This is a genomic window from Paenibacillus jilunlii, from assembly GCF_900102965.1.
Classification (GTDB): Bacteria; Bacillota; Bacilli; order Paenibacillales; family Paenibacillaceae; genus Paenibacillus_AQ; species Paenibacillus_AQ jilunlii.
The window spans coordinates 73,034-89,012 of record NZ_FNGM01000016.1 but is presented as its reverse complement, the minus strand read 5'-3'; the positions used below and the strand labels follow the sequence as shown (position 1 = coordinate 89,012).

At 52.2% G+C, this 15,979-nt stretch carries 13 protein-coding genes and 1 other annotated feature; of the genes, 4 read left to right on the top strand and 9 right to left on the bottom strand.

Annotated features, from left to right (window positions below; translation table 11 throughout):
• Nucleotides 1-23: 23 nt before the first annotated feature.
• Nucleotides 24-743: a ComEA family DNA-binding protein gene (locus BLQ82_RS23545; protein WP_074648557.1), complete on the bottom strand. Its 720-nt coding sequence runs from the start codon at nt 741-743 to the stop codon at nt 24-26.
• A gap of 141 nt (nt 744-884) precedes the next feature.
• On the opposite strand from BLQ82_RS23545, the gene comER reads away from it, so the two are divergent.
• On the top strand, nt 885-1,733 hold the full coding sequence (comER, locus tag BLQ82_RS23540) for a late competence protein ComER (RefSeq protein WP_062522077.1): 849 nt from the start codon (nt 885-887) through the stop codon (nt 1,731-1,733).
• A 102-nt stretch (nt 1,734-1,835) separates the two neighbouring features.
• On the opposite strand, the gene leuS is transcribed toward comER, so the two are convergent.
• The 6 genes from leuS to BLQ82_RS23510 all read right to left on the bottom strand — a co-directional run bounded on the left by leuS (nt 1,836) and on the right by BLQ82_RS23510 (nt 8,996).
• Nucleotides 1,836-4,283, bottom strand: coding sequence for a leucine--tRNA ligase (gene leuS, locus BLQ82_RS23535; RefSeq protein WP_062522075.1), 2,448 nt, complete (start codon nt 4,281-4,283; stop codon nt 1,836-1,838).
• 383 nt (nt 4,284-4,666) lie between these two features.
• Nucleotides 4,667-4,930, bottom strand: a binding site (T-box leader).
• A 122-nt stretch (nt 4,931-5,052) separates the two neighbouring features.
• The gene (locus BLQ82_RS23530; RefSeq protein WP_062522073.1) at nt 5,053-6,120 is read right to left on the bottom strand and encodes an AI-2E family transporter; all 1,068 of its coding nucleotides are present in this window, start codon (nt 6,118-6,120) and stop codon (nt 5,053-5,055) included.
• A gap of 202 nt (nt 6,121-6,322) precedes the next feature.
• A complete protein-coding gene (locus BLQ82_RS23525; protein ID WP_020428077.1) occupies nt 6,323-6,532 on the bottom strand; it encodes a hypothetical protein in 210 nt (69 codons plus the stop codon).
• A 14-nt stretch (nt 6,533-6,546) separates the two neighbouring features.
• Nucleotides 6,547-7,068: a PRC-barrel domain-containing protein gene (locus BLQ82_RS23520; protein ID WP_020428076.1), complete on the bottom strand. Its 522-nt coding sequence runs from the start codon at nt 7,066-7,068 to the stop codon at nt 6,547-6,549.
• A 102-nt stretch (nt 7,069-7,170) separates the two neighbouring features.
• Nucleotides 7,171-8,316 (bottom strand): cysteine desulfurase family protein, encoded by a 1,146-nt coding sequence (locus tag BLQ82_RS23515; protein ID WP_062522071.1) that lies wholly within the window; start codon nt 8,314-8,316, stop codon nt 7,171-7,173.
• A gap of 200 nt (nt 8,317-8,516) precedes the next feature.
• On the bottom strand, nt 8,517-8,996 hold the full coding sequence (locus BLQ82_RS23510; RefSeq protein WP_062522069.1) for a 2-thiouracil desulfurase family protein: 480 nt from the start codon (nt 8,994-8,996) through the stop codon (nt 8,517-8,519).
• Between the two features lie 85 nt (nt 8,997-9,081).
• Between BLQ82_RS23510 and BLQ82_RS23505 the strand changes: the two genes are divergently transcribed.
• A complete protein-coding gene (locus BLQ82_RS23505; RefSeq protein WP_062522067.1) occupies nt 9,082-9,765 on the top strand; it encodes an SOS response-associated peptidase in 684 nt (227 codons plus the stop codon).
• A 480-nt stretch (nt 9,766-10,245) separates the two neighbouring features.
• A complete protein-coding gene (locus BLQ82_RS23495; protein WP_062522066.1) occupies nt 10,246-10,539 on the top strand; it encodes a hypothetical protein in 294 nt (97 codons plus the stop codon).
• 456 nt (nt 10,540-10,995) lie between these two features.
• On the opposite strand, the gene cymR is transcribed toward BLQ82_RS23495, so the two are convergent.
• Entirely contained in the window at nt 10,996-11,415 is a 420-nt protein-coding gene (gene cymR, locus BLQ82_RS23490) for a cysteine metabolism transcriptional regulator CymR (protein WP_020427770.1), read from the bottom strand.
• 304 nt (nt 11,416-11,719) lie between these two features.
• Here cymR and mnmA point away from each other — a divergent pair, with 304 nt between their 5' ends.
• Nucleotides 11,720-12,841: a tRNA 2-thiouridine(34) synthase MnmA gene (gene mnmA, locus BLQ82_RS23485; RefSeq protein WP_167529884.1), complete on the top strand. Its 1,122-nt coding sequence runs from the start codon at nt 11,720-11,722 to the stop codon at nt 12,839-12,841.
• A gap of 146 nt (nt 12,842-12,987) precedes the next feature.
• Here the strand turns inward: mnmA and BLQ82_RS23480 are convergent, their stop codons facing one another.
• Complete coding sequence (locus BLQ82_RS23480; protein ID WP_082722602.1) at nt 12,988-15,969, bottom strand: glycoside hydrolase family 48 protein; 2,982 nt, start codon at nt 15,967-15,969, stop codon at nt 12,988-12,990.
• Nucleotides 15,970-15,979 lie beyond the last annotated feature (10 nt).

Below are 15,979 nucleotides of genomic sequence, written 5' to 3'. Positions count from 1 at the left end.
CTCCGGGTGCTGGTCCGTCCAGCTTAAAAACTCACCAGCGGCTCCAGCTTCTCCAGCATCTTCGGCCCGATCCCCTTCACCTCACCCAAATCCGACAAGCTGCGAAAAGCCCCCTTGCTGCTGCGGTAATCTATAATGGCCTGCGCCTTCTTCCCGCCAATGCCCGGGAGATTCATCAGCGCCGCAGCATCCGCTGTGTTGACGTTGATTCTGCCTTCTGCAGAAGCCTGGCTAGTGGAAGCTGTACTACCAGAAGCTGTGCTGCCAGAAGCTGTGCTGCCAGAAGCTGTGCTACTGGAAGCTGCGTTACTGGAAGCTGTGCTACTCGAGACGGTAGCAGTAGCGTCTCTGGCCTCCGCAGTGGACTGTGCGGTATTGCCTGCTGCGGTTGCCACCGCTTCGCCACCCCAGGCGGCCCCAGCAGCGTTTCCGTTCACAGTCCCGCCCGCAGACCCTGCCTCTGCTGGTCCGGAGGATCCTTTCAAATCAGCTCCTGCCTCCCCCGCGCCAACTGCAGCTCCCTTGTCCACGGCAGCTTCTTTCGGCTTCAATGCCTCCTCTCCTTTAACCCCGGCGGTTACTGCTGTATTCGGCTTGTCCGCCACCCCCAGCGCCTGTGCCATACTGACGTTCAACGACTCCCAGCCAGCAATTCCGTTATTCTCTTCCCGGTCGGCTGCCCAGATCAACCCGCCGCCAAGCAGGGCAGCAGCCATCATAGATGCTATCCTTCTTACATTCATGAACCTGTCCTCCTATAACATACTGGAATTTTATACAAACTTATGATTGAAACCTGTCATTTGTCCAAGACCCCGGTGCATACATTTAACGAAGAGTATTCCTGCAAGGCTACAGCCATACCAGAAAGGAGGGTACCCTAGATGAAGGTGGGATTTATCGGAACAGGCAGCATGGGCAGTCTGCTCATTGACGCCTTTCTGTCTTCGGGTGCACTTGAGCCACGTGATGTGCTGGCCAGCAACCGCAGTCCGAACAGGCTTCTACAGCTTCAACAGCGCCATCCTGGCATCTCCATCGGCAGCAACCGGGAGACTGCACACGGAAGCGATATTGTCTTCATCTGTGTAAAACCGCTGGAATTTAAGCCGCTTACGGATGAAATCGCCTCTTCCTTACGCAGCGAGCAGATTGTCGTTTCTATCACCAGCCCAGTAATGCTCTACCATCTGGAATCCGCTCTGCCATCCAAAATAGCCAAAGTCATCCCCAGTATCACCCACCGTGTGAAAAGCGGGACATCGCTTTGCATATTCGGCAGCAGGCTTAATAAAAAAGACAGGCTCTTGCTGCAAAGGCTGCTGTCTTTCATAGGTGTTCCACTGGAAATTGAGGAGGCACATACCCGGATTGCCTCTGATTTCTCCAGCTGCGGTCCCGCATTTATCAGTTTTTTTCTTGAGCGGTGGATTGAAGCCGCAGTAGAAGCTACGGGCATTGATCAAGAGCTGATCACCAGGCTGGCCGGTGAAATGCTGCTGGGCACAGGCAAACTGCTGACCCAAGGAGAATTGACGCCCCAGGAGCTTCAGGAGCGTGTCGCCGTCCGCGGCGGCATTACAGCGGAAGCGCTGGGCCACCTCCGTACCAGTCTGGAGGGGGTTTTTGAACGTCTGATCCTCACCACACATGACAAATATGATGAGGATGTCGAGAAGCTAAACGCATTATTCGGCCGTCATGACATCGTTCAGACTCCGCTGGACCGCTAAAATCCCCTTAAAAAAAGGAGGAGGATGAAGTAAAACGCCCTAAACCAAGAAAGCCCGCAGCACGGATGACTCCGTTGCTGCGGGCAAAAATGCGTTCTTCGCTTAACCCACTACAATATTGACCAGCTTGCCGGGAACCGCAATGATTTTGCGTACGGTTTTGCCCTCGACGGCTGCCTTCACATTCGGAAGCGACAGCGCATGGTTCTGCATATCTTCCTGACCCATATCCTGCGGAATCAGCGCGCGCTGTACAATTTTACCATTCACCTGAACGACGATTTCCACTTCGGCATCCACTGTCCAGGCTTCATCATAAGCCGGCCAAGCCACATAACTGATACTGCCTTCGTGACCCAGCAGCTGCCACAGCTCCTCCGCAATATGCGGTGCGAGCGGCGACAGCATCTGCACGAAATGCTCTGCCGCTTCGGTGGACAAGGTCTCCTGCTTATAAGCATCATTGATGAAGATCATCAGCTGGCTGATCGCCGTATTGAAGCGCAGCTGCTCGAAGTCCTCAGTAACCTTCTTGAGCGTCTTGTGCCAGGTCCGTTTGAACTCGTCGGTGCCGCCGCCTGGGGTAATCTTCGCGCTGATGCTGCCGTCCTCATTCACGAACAGGCGCCATACGCGGGAGAGGAAGCGGTGGATGCCTTCTACACCTTTTTCATTCCATGGCTTCGTTGCTTCCAATGGCCCCATGAACATCTCATAGACACGCAGCGTATCCGCGCCATAAGCTTCCACAATCTCGTCCGGGTTAATGACATTGCCACGGGATTTACTCATTTTCTCATTGTTATTGCCCAGGATCATGCCCTGGTTCACCAGCTTGTGGAACGGTTCCTTTGTATCCACTACACCGATATCATACAGCACCTTGTGCCAAAAACGGGCATAGAGCAAATGCAATACCGCATGCTCCGCTCCGCCGATGTACAGGTCAACAGGCAGCCATTCCTTTTGCAGCTCCGGCGAACACAGCTCCTTGTCGTTCCGGGGATCAATATAACGCAGGTAATACCAGCAGCTGCCGGCCCATTGCGGCATTGTGTTCGTCTCGCGGCGGGCTTTCATGCCGGTCTCCGGATCAATCGTTTCAACCCACTCCGTCACATTAGCCAGCGGGGATTCTCCCGTGCCTGAAGGCCGGATCGAATCTACTTCCGGCAGCAGCAGCGGGAGCTGATCTACAGGGACCGTCTTCATCGTGCCGTCTTCCAGGTGCAGAATCGGAATCGGCTCGCCCCAGTAGCGCTGGCGGCTGAACAGCCAGTCGCGCAGGCGGTAGGTTACTTTCCCTTTGCCGCTGCCCTTTTCTTCGAGCCAGGCGATCATCTTCGCAATGGCTTCTTTGTTGTCCAGACCATTCAGGAAGCCGGAATTCACATGCGGGCCGTCGCCGCTGTAAGCTTCCTCCTCAACATTGCCGCCCTGCACCACTTCAAGAATATTCAGGCCAAACTGCTTGGCGAATTCCCAGTCGCGGGAGTCATGTCCCGGCACCGCCATAATGGCTCCCGTTCCATAACCGGCAAGTACATAATCCGCGATCCAGATCGGCACCTGAGCGCCGTTCACCGGATTAACCGCGTAGGCACCTGTGAAGACACCGGATTTCTCCTTCGCCAGATCCGTACGCTCAAGGTCACTTTTACGTGAAGCCTTATCGCGGTATTCTGCCACGGCAGCCTTCTGCTCTTCAGTAGTGATGAGATCTACCAGCTTATGCTCGGGTGCCAGCACACAGTAGCTTGCGCCGAACAAGGTGTCTGGGCGGGTGGTGAATACCTCCAGGCTGGCATCATGGCCTTCAATCGCGAAAATCACTTCAGCACCGGTCGATTTGCCGATCCAGTTGCGCTGCATATCCTTGATGCTTTCTTCCCAGTCCAGCTCTTCCAGATCCTCCAGCAGGCGTTCCGCGTATTCTGTAATTTTCAGAATCCACTGGCGCATGGGTCTGCGGACCACGGGATGGCCGCCGCGCTCGCTTTTGCCGTCGATAACCTCTTCATTCGCCAGCACCGTCCCCAGGGCTTCACACCAGTTGACCGACACTTCTGCCACATAGGCCAGTCCGCGGTTATACAGCTGAATAAAAATCCACTGTGTCCATTTGTAGTACTCCGGATCGGTTGTGCTGATCTCGCGGTCCCAGTCATAGGAGAAGCCCAGCGATTTGATCTGGCGGCGGAAATTATCGATGTTCTTAAAAGTAATCTCGCGCGGGTGCTGCCCGGTATCCATCGCATACTGCTCAGCCGGAAGTCCGAAGGCATCCCAGCCCATCGGGTGCAGTACGTTGTAGCCGCGCATCCGCTTGTAGCGGGAGACGATATCCGTCGCCGTGTAGCCCTCCGGGTGTCCTACATGCAGCCCTGCACCCGATGGATACGGGAACATATCCAGTGCGTAGAATTTCGGTTTGCCTGCATCTTCACCTGTCTTAAAAGTCTTGTTCTCGTCCCAGAACTTCTGCCATTTAGGCTCGATGGTTTGGGCGCGGTAGCCTTGGGCTGTGTTTGTTGTGTTGTTATCACTCATCTTATGCTCCTCCTTGGAGTGTTGCTTACTTAGTTAAAACTGCTTTTCTCAAAAGAATTCAGGGTATTAGCTGCACTACAAAAAAGTTTTGGGCTTCCGCCCGCTGTTATACTCGGATTTCTGATTTTACACTAGGCGGTTGAAATCCGAGTATAAAGGCGGCCACTGACGTTGCTCCAGCTCCAAAATTTTTCTCCGTTCCGTTTCCCCTATACCTTTTAATATCCATCCGTTTTGCCTGCCGGGCAGCAAAGTCCAAGAATCAGCTCAGGACTCGCTGTTCCGCTGGGTGATGTCTGCCTTCGATCTTCTCAGGCAGACTTGTTGTTTACCGGGGCATAGCCCAACTCCGCAAAAAAACCTCCCATCCCTAGCGTATAATCGCTAGGGACGAGAGGTTTGAATTCCCGTGGTACCACCCTAGTTAGCGGCTGGATATGCTTTACCTGCCACTCACTTTGACACCCTGTAACGGGGGTGAGACGACGACGGTTCACGCACTGGCTTCCACCGTTTGCTTGCGGGGCCTGCGGCTCGCGCCGTTACTCGGAGGTGAGTTCATTCTTCTCCGTTAACCGGCTCGCACCTTGCGCCGGCTCTCTGCAATAACGGTCTCACGAATTAATACTCCTCTTCAACGCACTATTATTAAATCAGTAATATTCACCACATTATATACAAAAGAAGCATGCGCAGTCAATGCTTTCCCCTTCACAGACGGCAGCAGAGCAGAGAAATCTATGCCAATTTCACCGGGTTGGCTTTAATCTTACACCGGCTTTCGCTTAATATAATAAGCCATGATGTGCTGAATTACGACTTTTCCGGCAGCAAAAACCGGCACAGCAAGGATCAGCCCAATCATTCCGGCTACCTCTCCACCCACCAGCAGCGCAAAAATAATCAGCAGCGGATGCAGATGCAGCCTGCGGCCCACTACCTGCGGCGAAATGACATTGCTCTCCAGCATCTGGCACAGGGTGTTTACGACGGCAACCAGCAGCACCAGGCGCAGCGATAGGGTGGTAGCCATCACAATCGCGGGTGCCGCCCCCAGAAACGGTCCCATATACGGAACGATATTGAACACCGCCACCACACAGGCGAACAGCAGCGCATAGGGCATACCGATAATCGCATAGCCGATGTAGGCCAGCACCCCGATGATGATGCAGACCAGAAACTGTCCGCGGATATAGTTGCCCAGTGCGTCATCGATATCCCTCAGCATCTTGACAATCGATTTCCGGCGCGAGCGCGGCAGACAGGAGACCACGGTCCGTTCGAAGACATCAAAATCCTTCAAAATATAGAACACCAGAAAAGGCACGATAAAGGCGTCAAACAACACACCTATTGTTGAGCCAATGTTATCAAGAAAATGGGAGATCCCTCCGGCCAGGCGGTTTTCCAACTGAAAAAACCAATTGGTCATGCCCATCTCGACTCCGGGTGGAATCAGCCTGGTATTCATTTTTCGCATCAGGCCCTGAGCATGCAGCGTCATCTCCGGCAAATGCTCGTTCAATTCTTCAAGCTGCTCGATGAACATTGGAATCAGATTGATGACAATAACTGCCAATGAGGTCAGGAATACCGCATAGATCAGCAGCACGGCCACACTCCGCGGCATTTTGCGTCCGGCAAGCATACTGACCACCGGGTTGAGCACATACGAAATAATCATAGCGGCCAGAAACGGCGCAAGGATGGCTTTTAGAAATTGGAATACTCCCTGCAGCATTGGACGAAGCAGCCATACAAAATATAAAATGATCAGGGCGAGCAGGACGCCGATCATCCAGCGGAACCATTTACTGTGGGACCATTGCTCCATGAGTGTACACTCCCTAGCGGTAATTCTGGACTGGCTTCGTAGATAAGTATATGTATGCCAGCAGCAAAATAACCGTGTTTTGGATACCCTCATATTTTTCCACGCAAAAAACGCCCAAAGTTCTCCGGCAACGTGCTGCTGCAAAGAACTTAGGGCGCATTAGGCAATATGTAATTCTGTTCCTGAGCAGTGGTCACTGACCTCAGGAAGATGCATGGATCTGCGGATAATCCTGGGCAATTTCTTCCCCGGAGAACAGATCGTCAAGCGAGCTGAGTGTACCGTCTTCTTCCACCTGATACACCGACATTTTCTCGCCGTTGACTGTCAGTTCGATGAAGCAGCCCCAGCAATAGAACTGGTGTGAACCAATCTTGCCGATATCCTTGGAGTTGCAGTTTGGACACTTCATATAATACATTCCACCTATCCGTTAACAATATTAATGGCTTTTTGAAGCCGTTCTTCGCTCATCGCGGGAACCAGCACCGAATTCTCCCCAATGGACATTCCTTCAGAACAAGGCAGCCATTTGCGGCCTTCGATCAAATCAGTTACTAACCCGTCACTGATTTCCAGCGCTACTATTGTGTTTCCCAACTTCTGGTCAAAATAAACATCGGACACCCGGCCAAGAATCGTTCCGGATGCCGTGAGCACCTGAAGATCCTTCAATTTCTTTTTTCCCAGAAGAAATGTATAGGGTATATGGTCAGTGTCGGCCTTTACAATCGACTCTTTACTGCGGATCATGACAGCATCCTCGCCATAAGCGACAATATCTTCCCATGCCACAACTTTCACATGACTGGAGAAAAAAGCTTTGCTTTCCAGTTCAATACCCGTAATATTCCAATTTGAATCCAGTAATATGTCGACAATTTTGCCGATTTCGTTACCTTCTTCAACCTCGTATACAGCCAAGCCGATCATCTCTTGAAGTTTCATGGCTGTTAATGTCCCCTCACTTTGAGTGTACTTACGGTTTCCCACACAGTTGAAGAACACTCAAACCCAAAAACGGCAACAAGGCTGCAAAACAGCCTAGTCTTACTTACGCAGCCGTTTCAGGATGGTTTCAACTTTTTGGGCCACGTACTCCATTTCTTCATTAGTATTACCCAAACCTGTGCTGAAACGAATCGCGGAATTCAAAAGTTCATCCGGAAGCTTCATCGCCTGAAGCACATGCGAGATTTCCAGGGAGCCTGAAGTACAGGCCGAACCGCTCGCGGCTGCTATCCCCTCCATATCCAGATTCATCAACAGCACATCGGTGCTTACTCCAGGAAAGCTCAAATTTAGGATCCCCGGCAAAAAATGCTGCTTGTCCCCGTTGATGACGTAGCTCTCAGGGCCGATCCGGCGGTCCAATTCCTGCAGCAGCACTGTCCTCAGCGTTAAGGCCTTCTCCCGCCGCTGCTCCAGACCCGTGACCGCAAGCTCTACGGCCTTGGCAAATCCGGCAGCACCCGCAAGGCTTTCGGTCCCTGCCCGTCTGCCGCGCTCCTGCAGTCCGCCATGCTGTCTTGGCTGCAAAGGAGCGCCGCGCCGGACGTAGAGACCGCCGATCCCTTGGGGGCCGTTGATTTTGTGGGCGGTGAAGCTCATATAATCCACTGGAAGCCCCTGAAGAGTAATCGGCAGCAGGCCAAGCACCTGTACAGCATCGACATGGAACAAGATGCCGCGCTCTCTGGCTAATCTGCCAATCTCTTCTATAGGTTCTACAGTTCCTACCTCATTATTCGCGAACATCACACTGATCAGCACCGTGTCTTCCCGCAGCGCCGCTTCCACATCGGCAGCAGATACACGCCCTTCCGTATTGACCGGCAGATAAGTAACCGAAAAGCCCTGCTTCTCCAGCGCTGCGCAGGTGTGCAGGACCGCATGATGCTCTACAGCCGTCGTAATGATATGTTTCCCTTTATAGGCTGAAGCTGCCGCCGCACCAAAAAGGGCGAGATTATCGCTTTCGGTGCCGCCGCTGGTGAACACCCATTCATCTGGCGCACAGCCTAAAAAGCCCGCAATAGTGTCGCGCGCGCTATTGATAATCTTTTTGGCAGAACGCCCGTATGTATGCACACTGGACGCATTGCCAAACTGCTCAAGCAGCATATTGTACATGACCTTCGCCACCTCCGGATGCACCGGGGTTGAGGCGGCGTGGTCCAAATAGATCGGTTTCATGACGATGGTTCTCCGCTTCTTCTTTATTCAGGATTTTCATACAGGACTACTCGATTATAACGCTGAAGCTGTTCTTTTACCACCTGTCAATAAACACAATATTGTAACAAGTAGACATGGGCTGCCGGGAGCGATATCCAAAAAAACTGTTGCGAACATACGCCTATCCTGAAGCAGCCCTTCGGTGCGAATCCGGTGGCCTATTTATCCGTGGCTGCCAGTTGCCCCAATCTGGTTGGGAGCTGTTCCTCAGAAATAACCTCAATGCCATTTCGTCTAAGCAGCGCGGAGGTCACACCCTGACCCGGAATTTTCTGCCCGGCAAATGTGCCATTGTAGATCATGGAGCTCCCGCAGGAAGGGCTGTTTTCTTTGAGGACTACGATCGTCGCTCCTGCGTTCCGTACCTGCTCCAGCGCTTTATAGGCACCTTGGATATACATTTCGGAGACATCGTTACCCAGCCGGTCCATCACCCTCGCAGTTCCGTCAAGCACGGCTCCCCCATCACCGCCAACAATTTCCGCCGGCTCTCTCGGAGTGGAGAACCCGCCAAGAAGCTCGGGGCACACCGCTATCGCCCGGTTATTATCCAGCAGCTCGTGAATGGTTTCATCCAAACAATCCGTACTGTTGTATCTTACTTTCATACCTGCCAGGCAGGAGCTTACGATGATCATGGAATTTCTCTCCTTCGCATTTATTCCATAACTTCATTTATAATAGAACAATATAACCTTCAGAGACACAAGGGGGTACTGCAAAATGTGCGGAAGATATACCATTACCGTGAGCATGGAAGAATTGATGCTGTGGTATTTGATTGAGGACACCACGATTGTCCATTATGCGCCAAAATACAACGCGGCCCCGATGCAGTCTATCCCGGCGGTCATTCATGACGGCAAACAGAACAGGCTCGGTGAGCTGCGCTGGGGGCTTGTGCCCTCCTGGGCCAAAGAGGACAAAATCGGCAGCAAAATGATCAATGCACGCAGTGAATCGCTTCAGGACAAGCCTGCCTTCAGAAACCTGATCAGCACGCGCCGCTGCATCATCCCTGCTGACGGATTCTATGAATGGAAACAGCAGAACGGAAGGAAGCAGCCGATGCGGATTACGCTGAAGAGCGGGGAGCTTTTTTCCATGGCCGGCCTGTACGACATATGGATGGATGCCAGCGGCAGCAAGCTCAGCACCTGCACCATTATCACCACCGGGGCCAACAGTCTGATGGCGGATATCCATGACCGGATGCCGGTGATTCTCAGCCGCGAAGCGGAGTCGGAGTGGCTTGACCGCAATAATCGTCAGGTTCCGGACCTGATGAAGCTGCTGCGGCCCTATGCCGCAGAGCAAATGCGCGCGTATCCCGTGTCGGCGGCTGTAGGCAATGTACGCAATCACTATAAGGAATTAGTTGACGAGGCGGAAGAAAGCGCAGGCTAGAAAGTGGACATTTTTAATAATCAATGGTTTCTTACCTGTATGGACAAATGAACAAGCGTAGCAATGTGTCATGCATATATTAACCTAAGTCCAATAAAGGGGAGCTGAAGAAAATGTCATTTTGTCCAAATTGTCCGACCCAAACTGTTGTTGACCCGCCTGAAAAAGTTTATGAAAACTACTACCATCCTCAGATTGTTCAAGTGATTCACCCGGTTGAGATCATAAGACAACATCATTGTGTGCCAGTTCCTCAACACTGCTATGAGTACACTGTTAAAGATGTAATGTGTCATGTGTCAGGAATTAAAAAACGTAAAAGAAGAAAATAGTCGCTGCTTATTGCTTCCTTCATGAGCCTTCGTTAATTCGGAGGCTTTTTCTTTAATCCCAAAATCTTTGAAATATAGGCATATGCCGTGACCCCTATAGGTTAAAGTCCATAGACTGTTGTCGAGATATCATTTGAGGAGGCAATCCATGGATACAAACTATCAACAACTCGCCTGGAACTGTATGAATAAGTATGTTGGCATAACTACTACGGACGGTCAGAATTATGATGGGTTCATTGCTCATGTTGACCAGGATTACGTTACGCTGGCTGTACCCTCGAACGAAATGATTGGTCAAATGAACGGAATGCCCGCCAATGCATCTACTTACAGACAATTTGGTTACTATCCGGGTTTCTACCCACGCCGCCGCTTTTATCCAAGACGTATACCCTTTGGGGCCCTTGCCGCTTTGTATTTGCTTCCATTTTTCATTTGATGAGGGAGGGGCTACGAGAAACAAGGTTAAGCCGCACGGGAATTTGGATTGAGACTGAACCTAAGTGGAAAAAGTAAAACTAATCAGCTGAAATCCTGGCTACAGCAGGTTTTAGTGGGATTTTGTACACCTAATTCAAGCAACTTCCTCCCATTGGCTGCTTTCAGCCGAATTAGTGGTACTTTTTCCCACATAGGATGTTCCATAAGCTAAATGAGCTCGATTAGCGGACCTTTTTCCCACTAACGATGAATGCCCTCTTCATGGATTGACAGATCTGCAGGTGTATGGTTTAAAACAAACTCAAAATCAGCCCCGGGAATCATGTTGTGACTCTCCGGGGCTGGCTTTGAATGGGCTATCAATAACTAAACGAACCGTTGCGGGTAAATTGCGGGTAACGCTTTGTGAAAAAGCTTAATATTCCCTTGAACAGTGCGGGTTTTCTGATATCCGTTAAATATAGAACATATAATTATCCGCATGACTCTCTTCCTTAAAGTTGATCAGGTCGGATAAGGTGGTGGAATCCAGGACATCGGCGATGCTGTCGCGGATGCGCAGCCAGAGGTCGCGCTTCGCCGGGTCGTCCTCTTCGGTGAAATCCACAGGCGAAATCGGTCCTTCCAGCACGCGGATGATGTCTCCGGCGGTGATTGTACCGGCTTCACGCGACAAAATATAGCCGCCGTAGGCTCCGCGGATACTCTTCACCAGTCCTGCGTTGCGCAGCGGGGCGATCAGCTGCTCCAGGTAATGCTCGGACAGCCCGTTTTTCTCGGCAATACTCTTAAGGGATGTGGGACCTTCGCCAAATTTCAGGGCAAGCTCCATCATAATGGTTAATCCATAACGTCCTTTTGTTGATATCTTCAAAGGTGCACCTCTTTCGGTTTAGTTGCTGGTATCGCTGGCTTGACATGAGAAATGTCATATCAACGTATTCCGATGTTTGCTCTCAGCTTATGTTATCATATCCTGGGGTACATTTGGAGCGCAAACTGTAACTTTTTGCAAGAATGTTCGCCTGTGGTGGACAAATTGTCAAATTTTCCGCCTGATCCGGTACAATTTGCTGCTGCTATATGCAGTGAGGGGTAGACAGGTATGTTATAATACACAATGAGCCGGGTGTTCTGCAAGGATACCGGTATTTTTTGCATAGAAAATGGTGATTTCGATGACAAAGGCAAATCAGGATACACGTGTCGTTGTCGGCATGTCGGGAGGGGTCGATTCCTCCGTTACAGCGCTGCTGCTTAAGCAGCAAGGTTATGACGTCATCGGCATCTTCATGAAGAACTGGGACGATACTGACGAGTTCGGCGTGTGCACAGCCGAGACCGACGCCGAGGATGTCCGCCGCGTATGCGAGCAGATAGATATTCCTTACTATACCGTTAATTTCGAGAAGGAATACTTTGATAAAGTCTTTTCCTATTTCCTCGATGAATATAAGGCCGGACGGACGCCCAATCCGGATGTGATGTGCAACCGCGAGATCAAGTTCGGGGAATTCCTGAATAAGGCGCTCCAGCTTGGCGCAGATTATGTTGCCACCGGCCACTATGCAAGGGTCATTGAAGAAGACGGCGTTTTCAAGCTGCTGCGCGGGGTGGACAGCAATAAGGATCAGACCTATTTCCTCAATGCGCTGAACCAGTACCAGCTCTCCAAGGCCATGTTCCCGATCGGGCATCTGCCGAAGCCTGAAGTGCGCCGGATCGCTGAAGAGGCCGGACTGTATACCGCCAAGAAAAAGGACAGCACCGGCGTCTGCTTCATCGGTGAGCGCAACTTCCGGGAATTCCTGAGCCAGTACCTGCCGGCACAATCCGGTGACATGGTGGATATCGCCACCGGCGAAGTCAAAGGACGGCATGAGGGCCTCATGTACTATACGCTGGGCCAGCGCCAGGGCCTTGGCATCGGCGGCTCCGGCACCGGTGAGCCTTGGTTCGTGGCCGAGAAGGATCTGAACCGCAACATTCTCTATGTGGTTCAAGGGGACAAGCATCCAAGTCTGTACTCCACCAGTCTGACCGCCTCGGGCGTGAACTGGATCGAAGAAGGCCTGCTTGGGTCTGCCCCGCTGAAATGCACCGCAAAATTCCGCTACCGCCAGCCGGATCAGGGCGTAACCTTGACTGCGCAGGAAGACGGAATGGTGCATGTAGCCTTTGATGTGCCGCAAAAGGCGATTACCCCAGGCCAGGCCGTTGTATTCTATCTGGGCGAACAATGCCTGGGCGGCGGAACTATCGAGGCTGCCGAGAAAGTTGTCCCGCTGCCGCAGCTGTAAATTTCATTTTACAGCAGCTTACGATAGGAAATAAACCAAAGAACCTTCAGACCCACAGGAGCAGTGGAGTTGAAGGTTCTTTTTTACCTTCTTGCTTGAAGATGTAAGGCCTCCTAGGTCAAGCCTGTATCAGACTTCCCGCTAAATTAAGGCTGAAGTCCCCATACCAACACACCATTCAAATACAAAGGCACCCGGCTCCAGTCGGTGTAGGCGGTTTTGGCAGGATCGTAAGAATAATCTCCTGTCTCATTGTAATTGCTCCAGTCCGTTTTGTTGATGCGCAGCTGGATCTCCCCGGTGTTCGCACCTGGTGCCAGGCTGCCGGCGGCCGGGCTGAATGAAATTTCCGCGTAATAATCCGCTCCTGCGGCAGCGGGAACGAGCTTCACGAAGCTGCCCAGCACATTGCCGCTGCCCAGTGTGGCATAATCCACATTGAACTGCTGCGCCTTGTCCCCGTCAACGGTGTAATAATAACGGAGCTTGAGCTTGCTGAGTTCTACCGCTGTGGTTCCATTATTAACTATCCGCAGTTGTGGGCGCAGCTGGGAGTCGCCGGGATTTGTATCTGTTGTGCGGTATTGAACCACTAAATCACCCACAGCCGGTGTCGGCACCGCTGTTGGCTTGGCAGAGACTTCCGGTGAATCCGGGCTGGTCCCTGCTTGGTTGGCGGCACTTACGACATAATAGTAGGTCGTGTCATTGACCACATTGGTATCGCTGTAGGTCGCCTGCGTGACATTCCCTAATGCAGTGTATGGCCCGCCGCTGGTTGTTGCCCGTTTAACTGTATAGCTGTCTGCACCTTTTACCTTGTTCCAGCTTAGCGCAACGGCCTTATCTCCGCCAGCGGCGGATGGTTTGGAAGGCGCTTTTGGGGCAGCGGGTTCTTCGGTGCGGGTGTTGATCAGGCGGTCATATTCAGCATATGCCGTTGCCATATCCACCTGCGACCAGAAACGGTGGTACGTAAATTCAGGTGCTCCCTTGTCCCAGGTTTGGGTGGCTTGGTTATAAGAGCTGTTGTATTTTCCTTGCAGATAACTCCACTTCGGATCATTTTTGATCGCCGGGAGCACATCGGTATAGCTTGCGTAAACTCCGTTGCCGCCTTTTGCCGGATCTGAAGGCACCGTCGCGCTGCCCGGGATGGCATTTCCTTGACCGAAGGTGCCGGTCCAGCCTGCCGGGAAATACACTTCTTTGGTGAAGTAGCGGGAATAATCCGCACGTTTCTCTACTGTGGTGATACCCACCCCGTCATTATAGCCCCATGCCGTATCCAGCAGTGATTTCGCCAGCTGCGAGGCCGTTCCGCCAAGCGCAGTATAGCTGCCGTGCTCTGCCTTGTTCCCTGCGGCAAAAAACGTGAGCGCTTTAATATAGCTGCCCAGCACGCCTGTATCCTGGCCCGGATTCTTGGTAACAGCCTTCAGCTTGCTGTTGCCGCTGTACGAACTGAAGCCGGTCCACGTATTAGGCTGTCCCTGCCACTCCACGTTGCCTGGAATCCAGAACTCGCCGGGTGCGGATACCGTTGCCACCTCAGGATCATCTCCGCCCAGAATCCGTTCTCCTTGCTTGTTCAGATAATAGCCTTCGGCGTCCGCAAGCGGACGGCTGCCGGCAAAGGCATAATCGGTGGACCAGTCCATCCAGTTCTCGATCACACGTTTGGCCATTTGGAAATTAGCCGAGGTGGTGTCCCCGCCCGAGGCCAGAATGTAATACAGCTCAGCTACCCGTTCCACACTCCATGCCTGCATGCCGAACCAATTGTTGGACGGCGGGTCATTGTAGACAGGAGCTTCATCGTAGGCCATGCCATAAAACGTGCTTGTACCGGCTGGATAAGCGCTGTATGACCCGTTATAGCTGTTCGTGGCTCCGCCTGCTATAGCGCCTTCGGAGGACTGCAGCCAGTTGTAGAATTCCAGCTGGCGGGTTAAGGATTTACTCCAATCCTGTCCTGCTGTTGCGGAAGCCGGAACCAGACCGCCGGCCGGATCAGAAAGAGCGTAGGCTGCGACTACGTTCTGGTAGCCTTGATGCGCATGGCTGGCGCCAATTCTCCAGGCCCAGTTCCCGCTTGCGCCGAGTCCGCCGCCCCATGCAGTATACCAGGCCATCAGATAATGGCTGGCATCCTTACCCGTTCCGGCTTCCGGTGTGCCGTCTGCGGCACTGCCGATCTTTTGAAAATATTTGTCATACATGCCGTACCGCAGATAATCGCCCATTTTCTTGGCTTTGTTCAGATATACAGTATTGTTATAGCCAAGCTCTTTGGCCCAGTACATAGCTTGTACAGCACGCGCGTCAGCATCAGTAGCATTCGTATATCTCCACTGTGCCGCAGGGGCATTGCTTTCTTTGGTGAACAGGCTCATGAAGCCTTCATTGGTTTTGCCGAATGATTTGTCATCCTGTGAAGGATGCGGTACAGCCTCCCAGACAGATTCCTGGGTGCCCCGCTGGAAAGTATTCACATAAGCAGCCGTATGCGCGGGATTCAGCAGGTTTCCGAAACCGTACCAGTTGTCGACGTCCACCAGCCAGTGCATCAGATAGGTCTGATTGTTGCCGTAAGCGGACTTCAGCTCGGCATCCAGCGGGTCTTTTCCGGGACTGTATTTGCCGTTCAGCGGGCTTGGATACTGATCCGGCTGTCCGAACTCGGAGGCGCAGGTCGCCGGACTGTTCGGGTTGTAATAGCTCATTGTCGGCTGCTCCTGCACACCATCCCCTTCATTCACCGGGATAATGTACTTCTCCATGTTGTCCCAGGCGGACTCCAGCTTGCTCCAGTCTCCCGTATGATAGCCATACAGCACTTCCAGCCACATCCAATAGCTGTATGCCTCCGAGGTAGTCATATGTCCATAATTAGGCGCTTCACTGAGCAGGGTCTCCACCGAATGATACGGAATGCCTTCAGCCGAGAAATACCCGTTCGCCGGGTCTTTCAGCTGGCTGTACATTTGCAGAAACCTTGTCTGTTCGACTGAAGCGGCCTGTGCCGTTGCGGGTCTGAAATTAAAGATACCGGTTATAAGGGTGAGCGTCAGGACTGCAGCCATGGCTAAGGAAATAGGTTTTTTGATTGAACTTAGCTTCTTCATTTCGGCATGC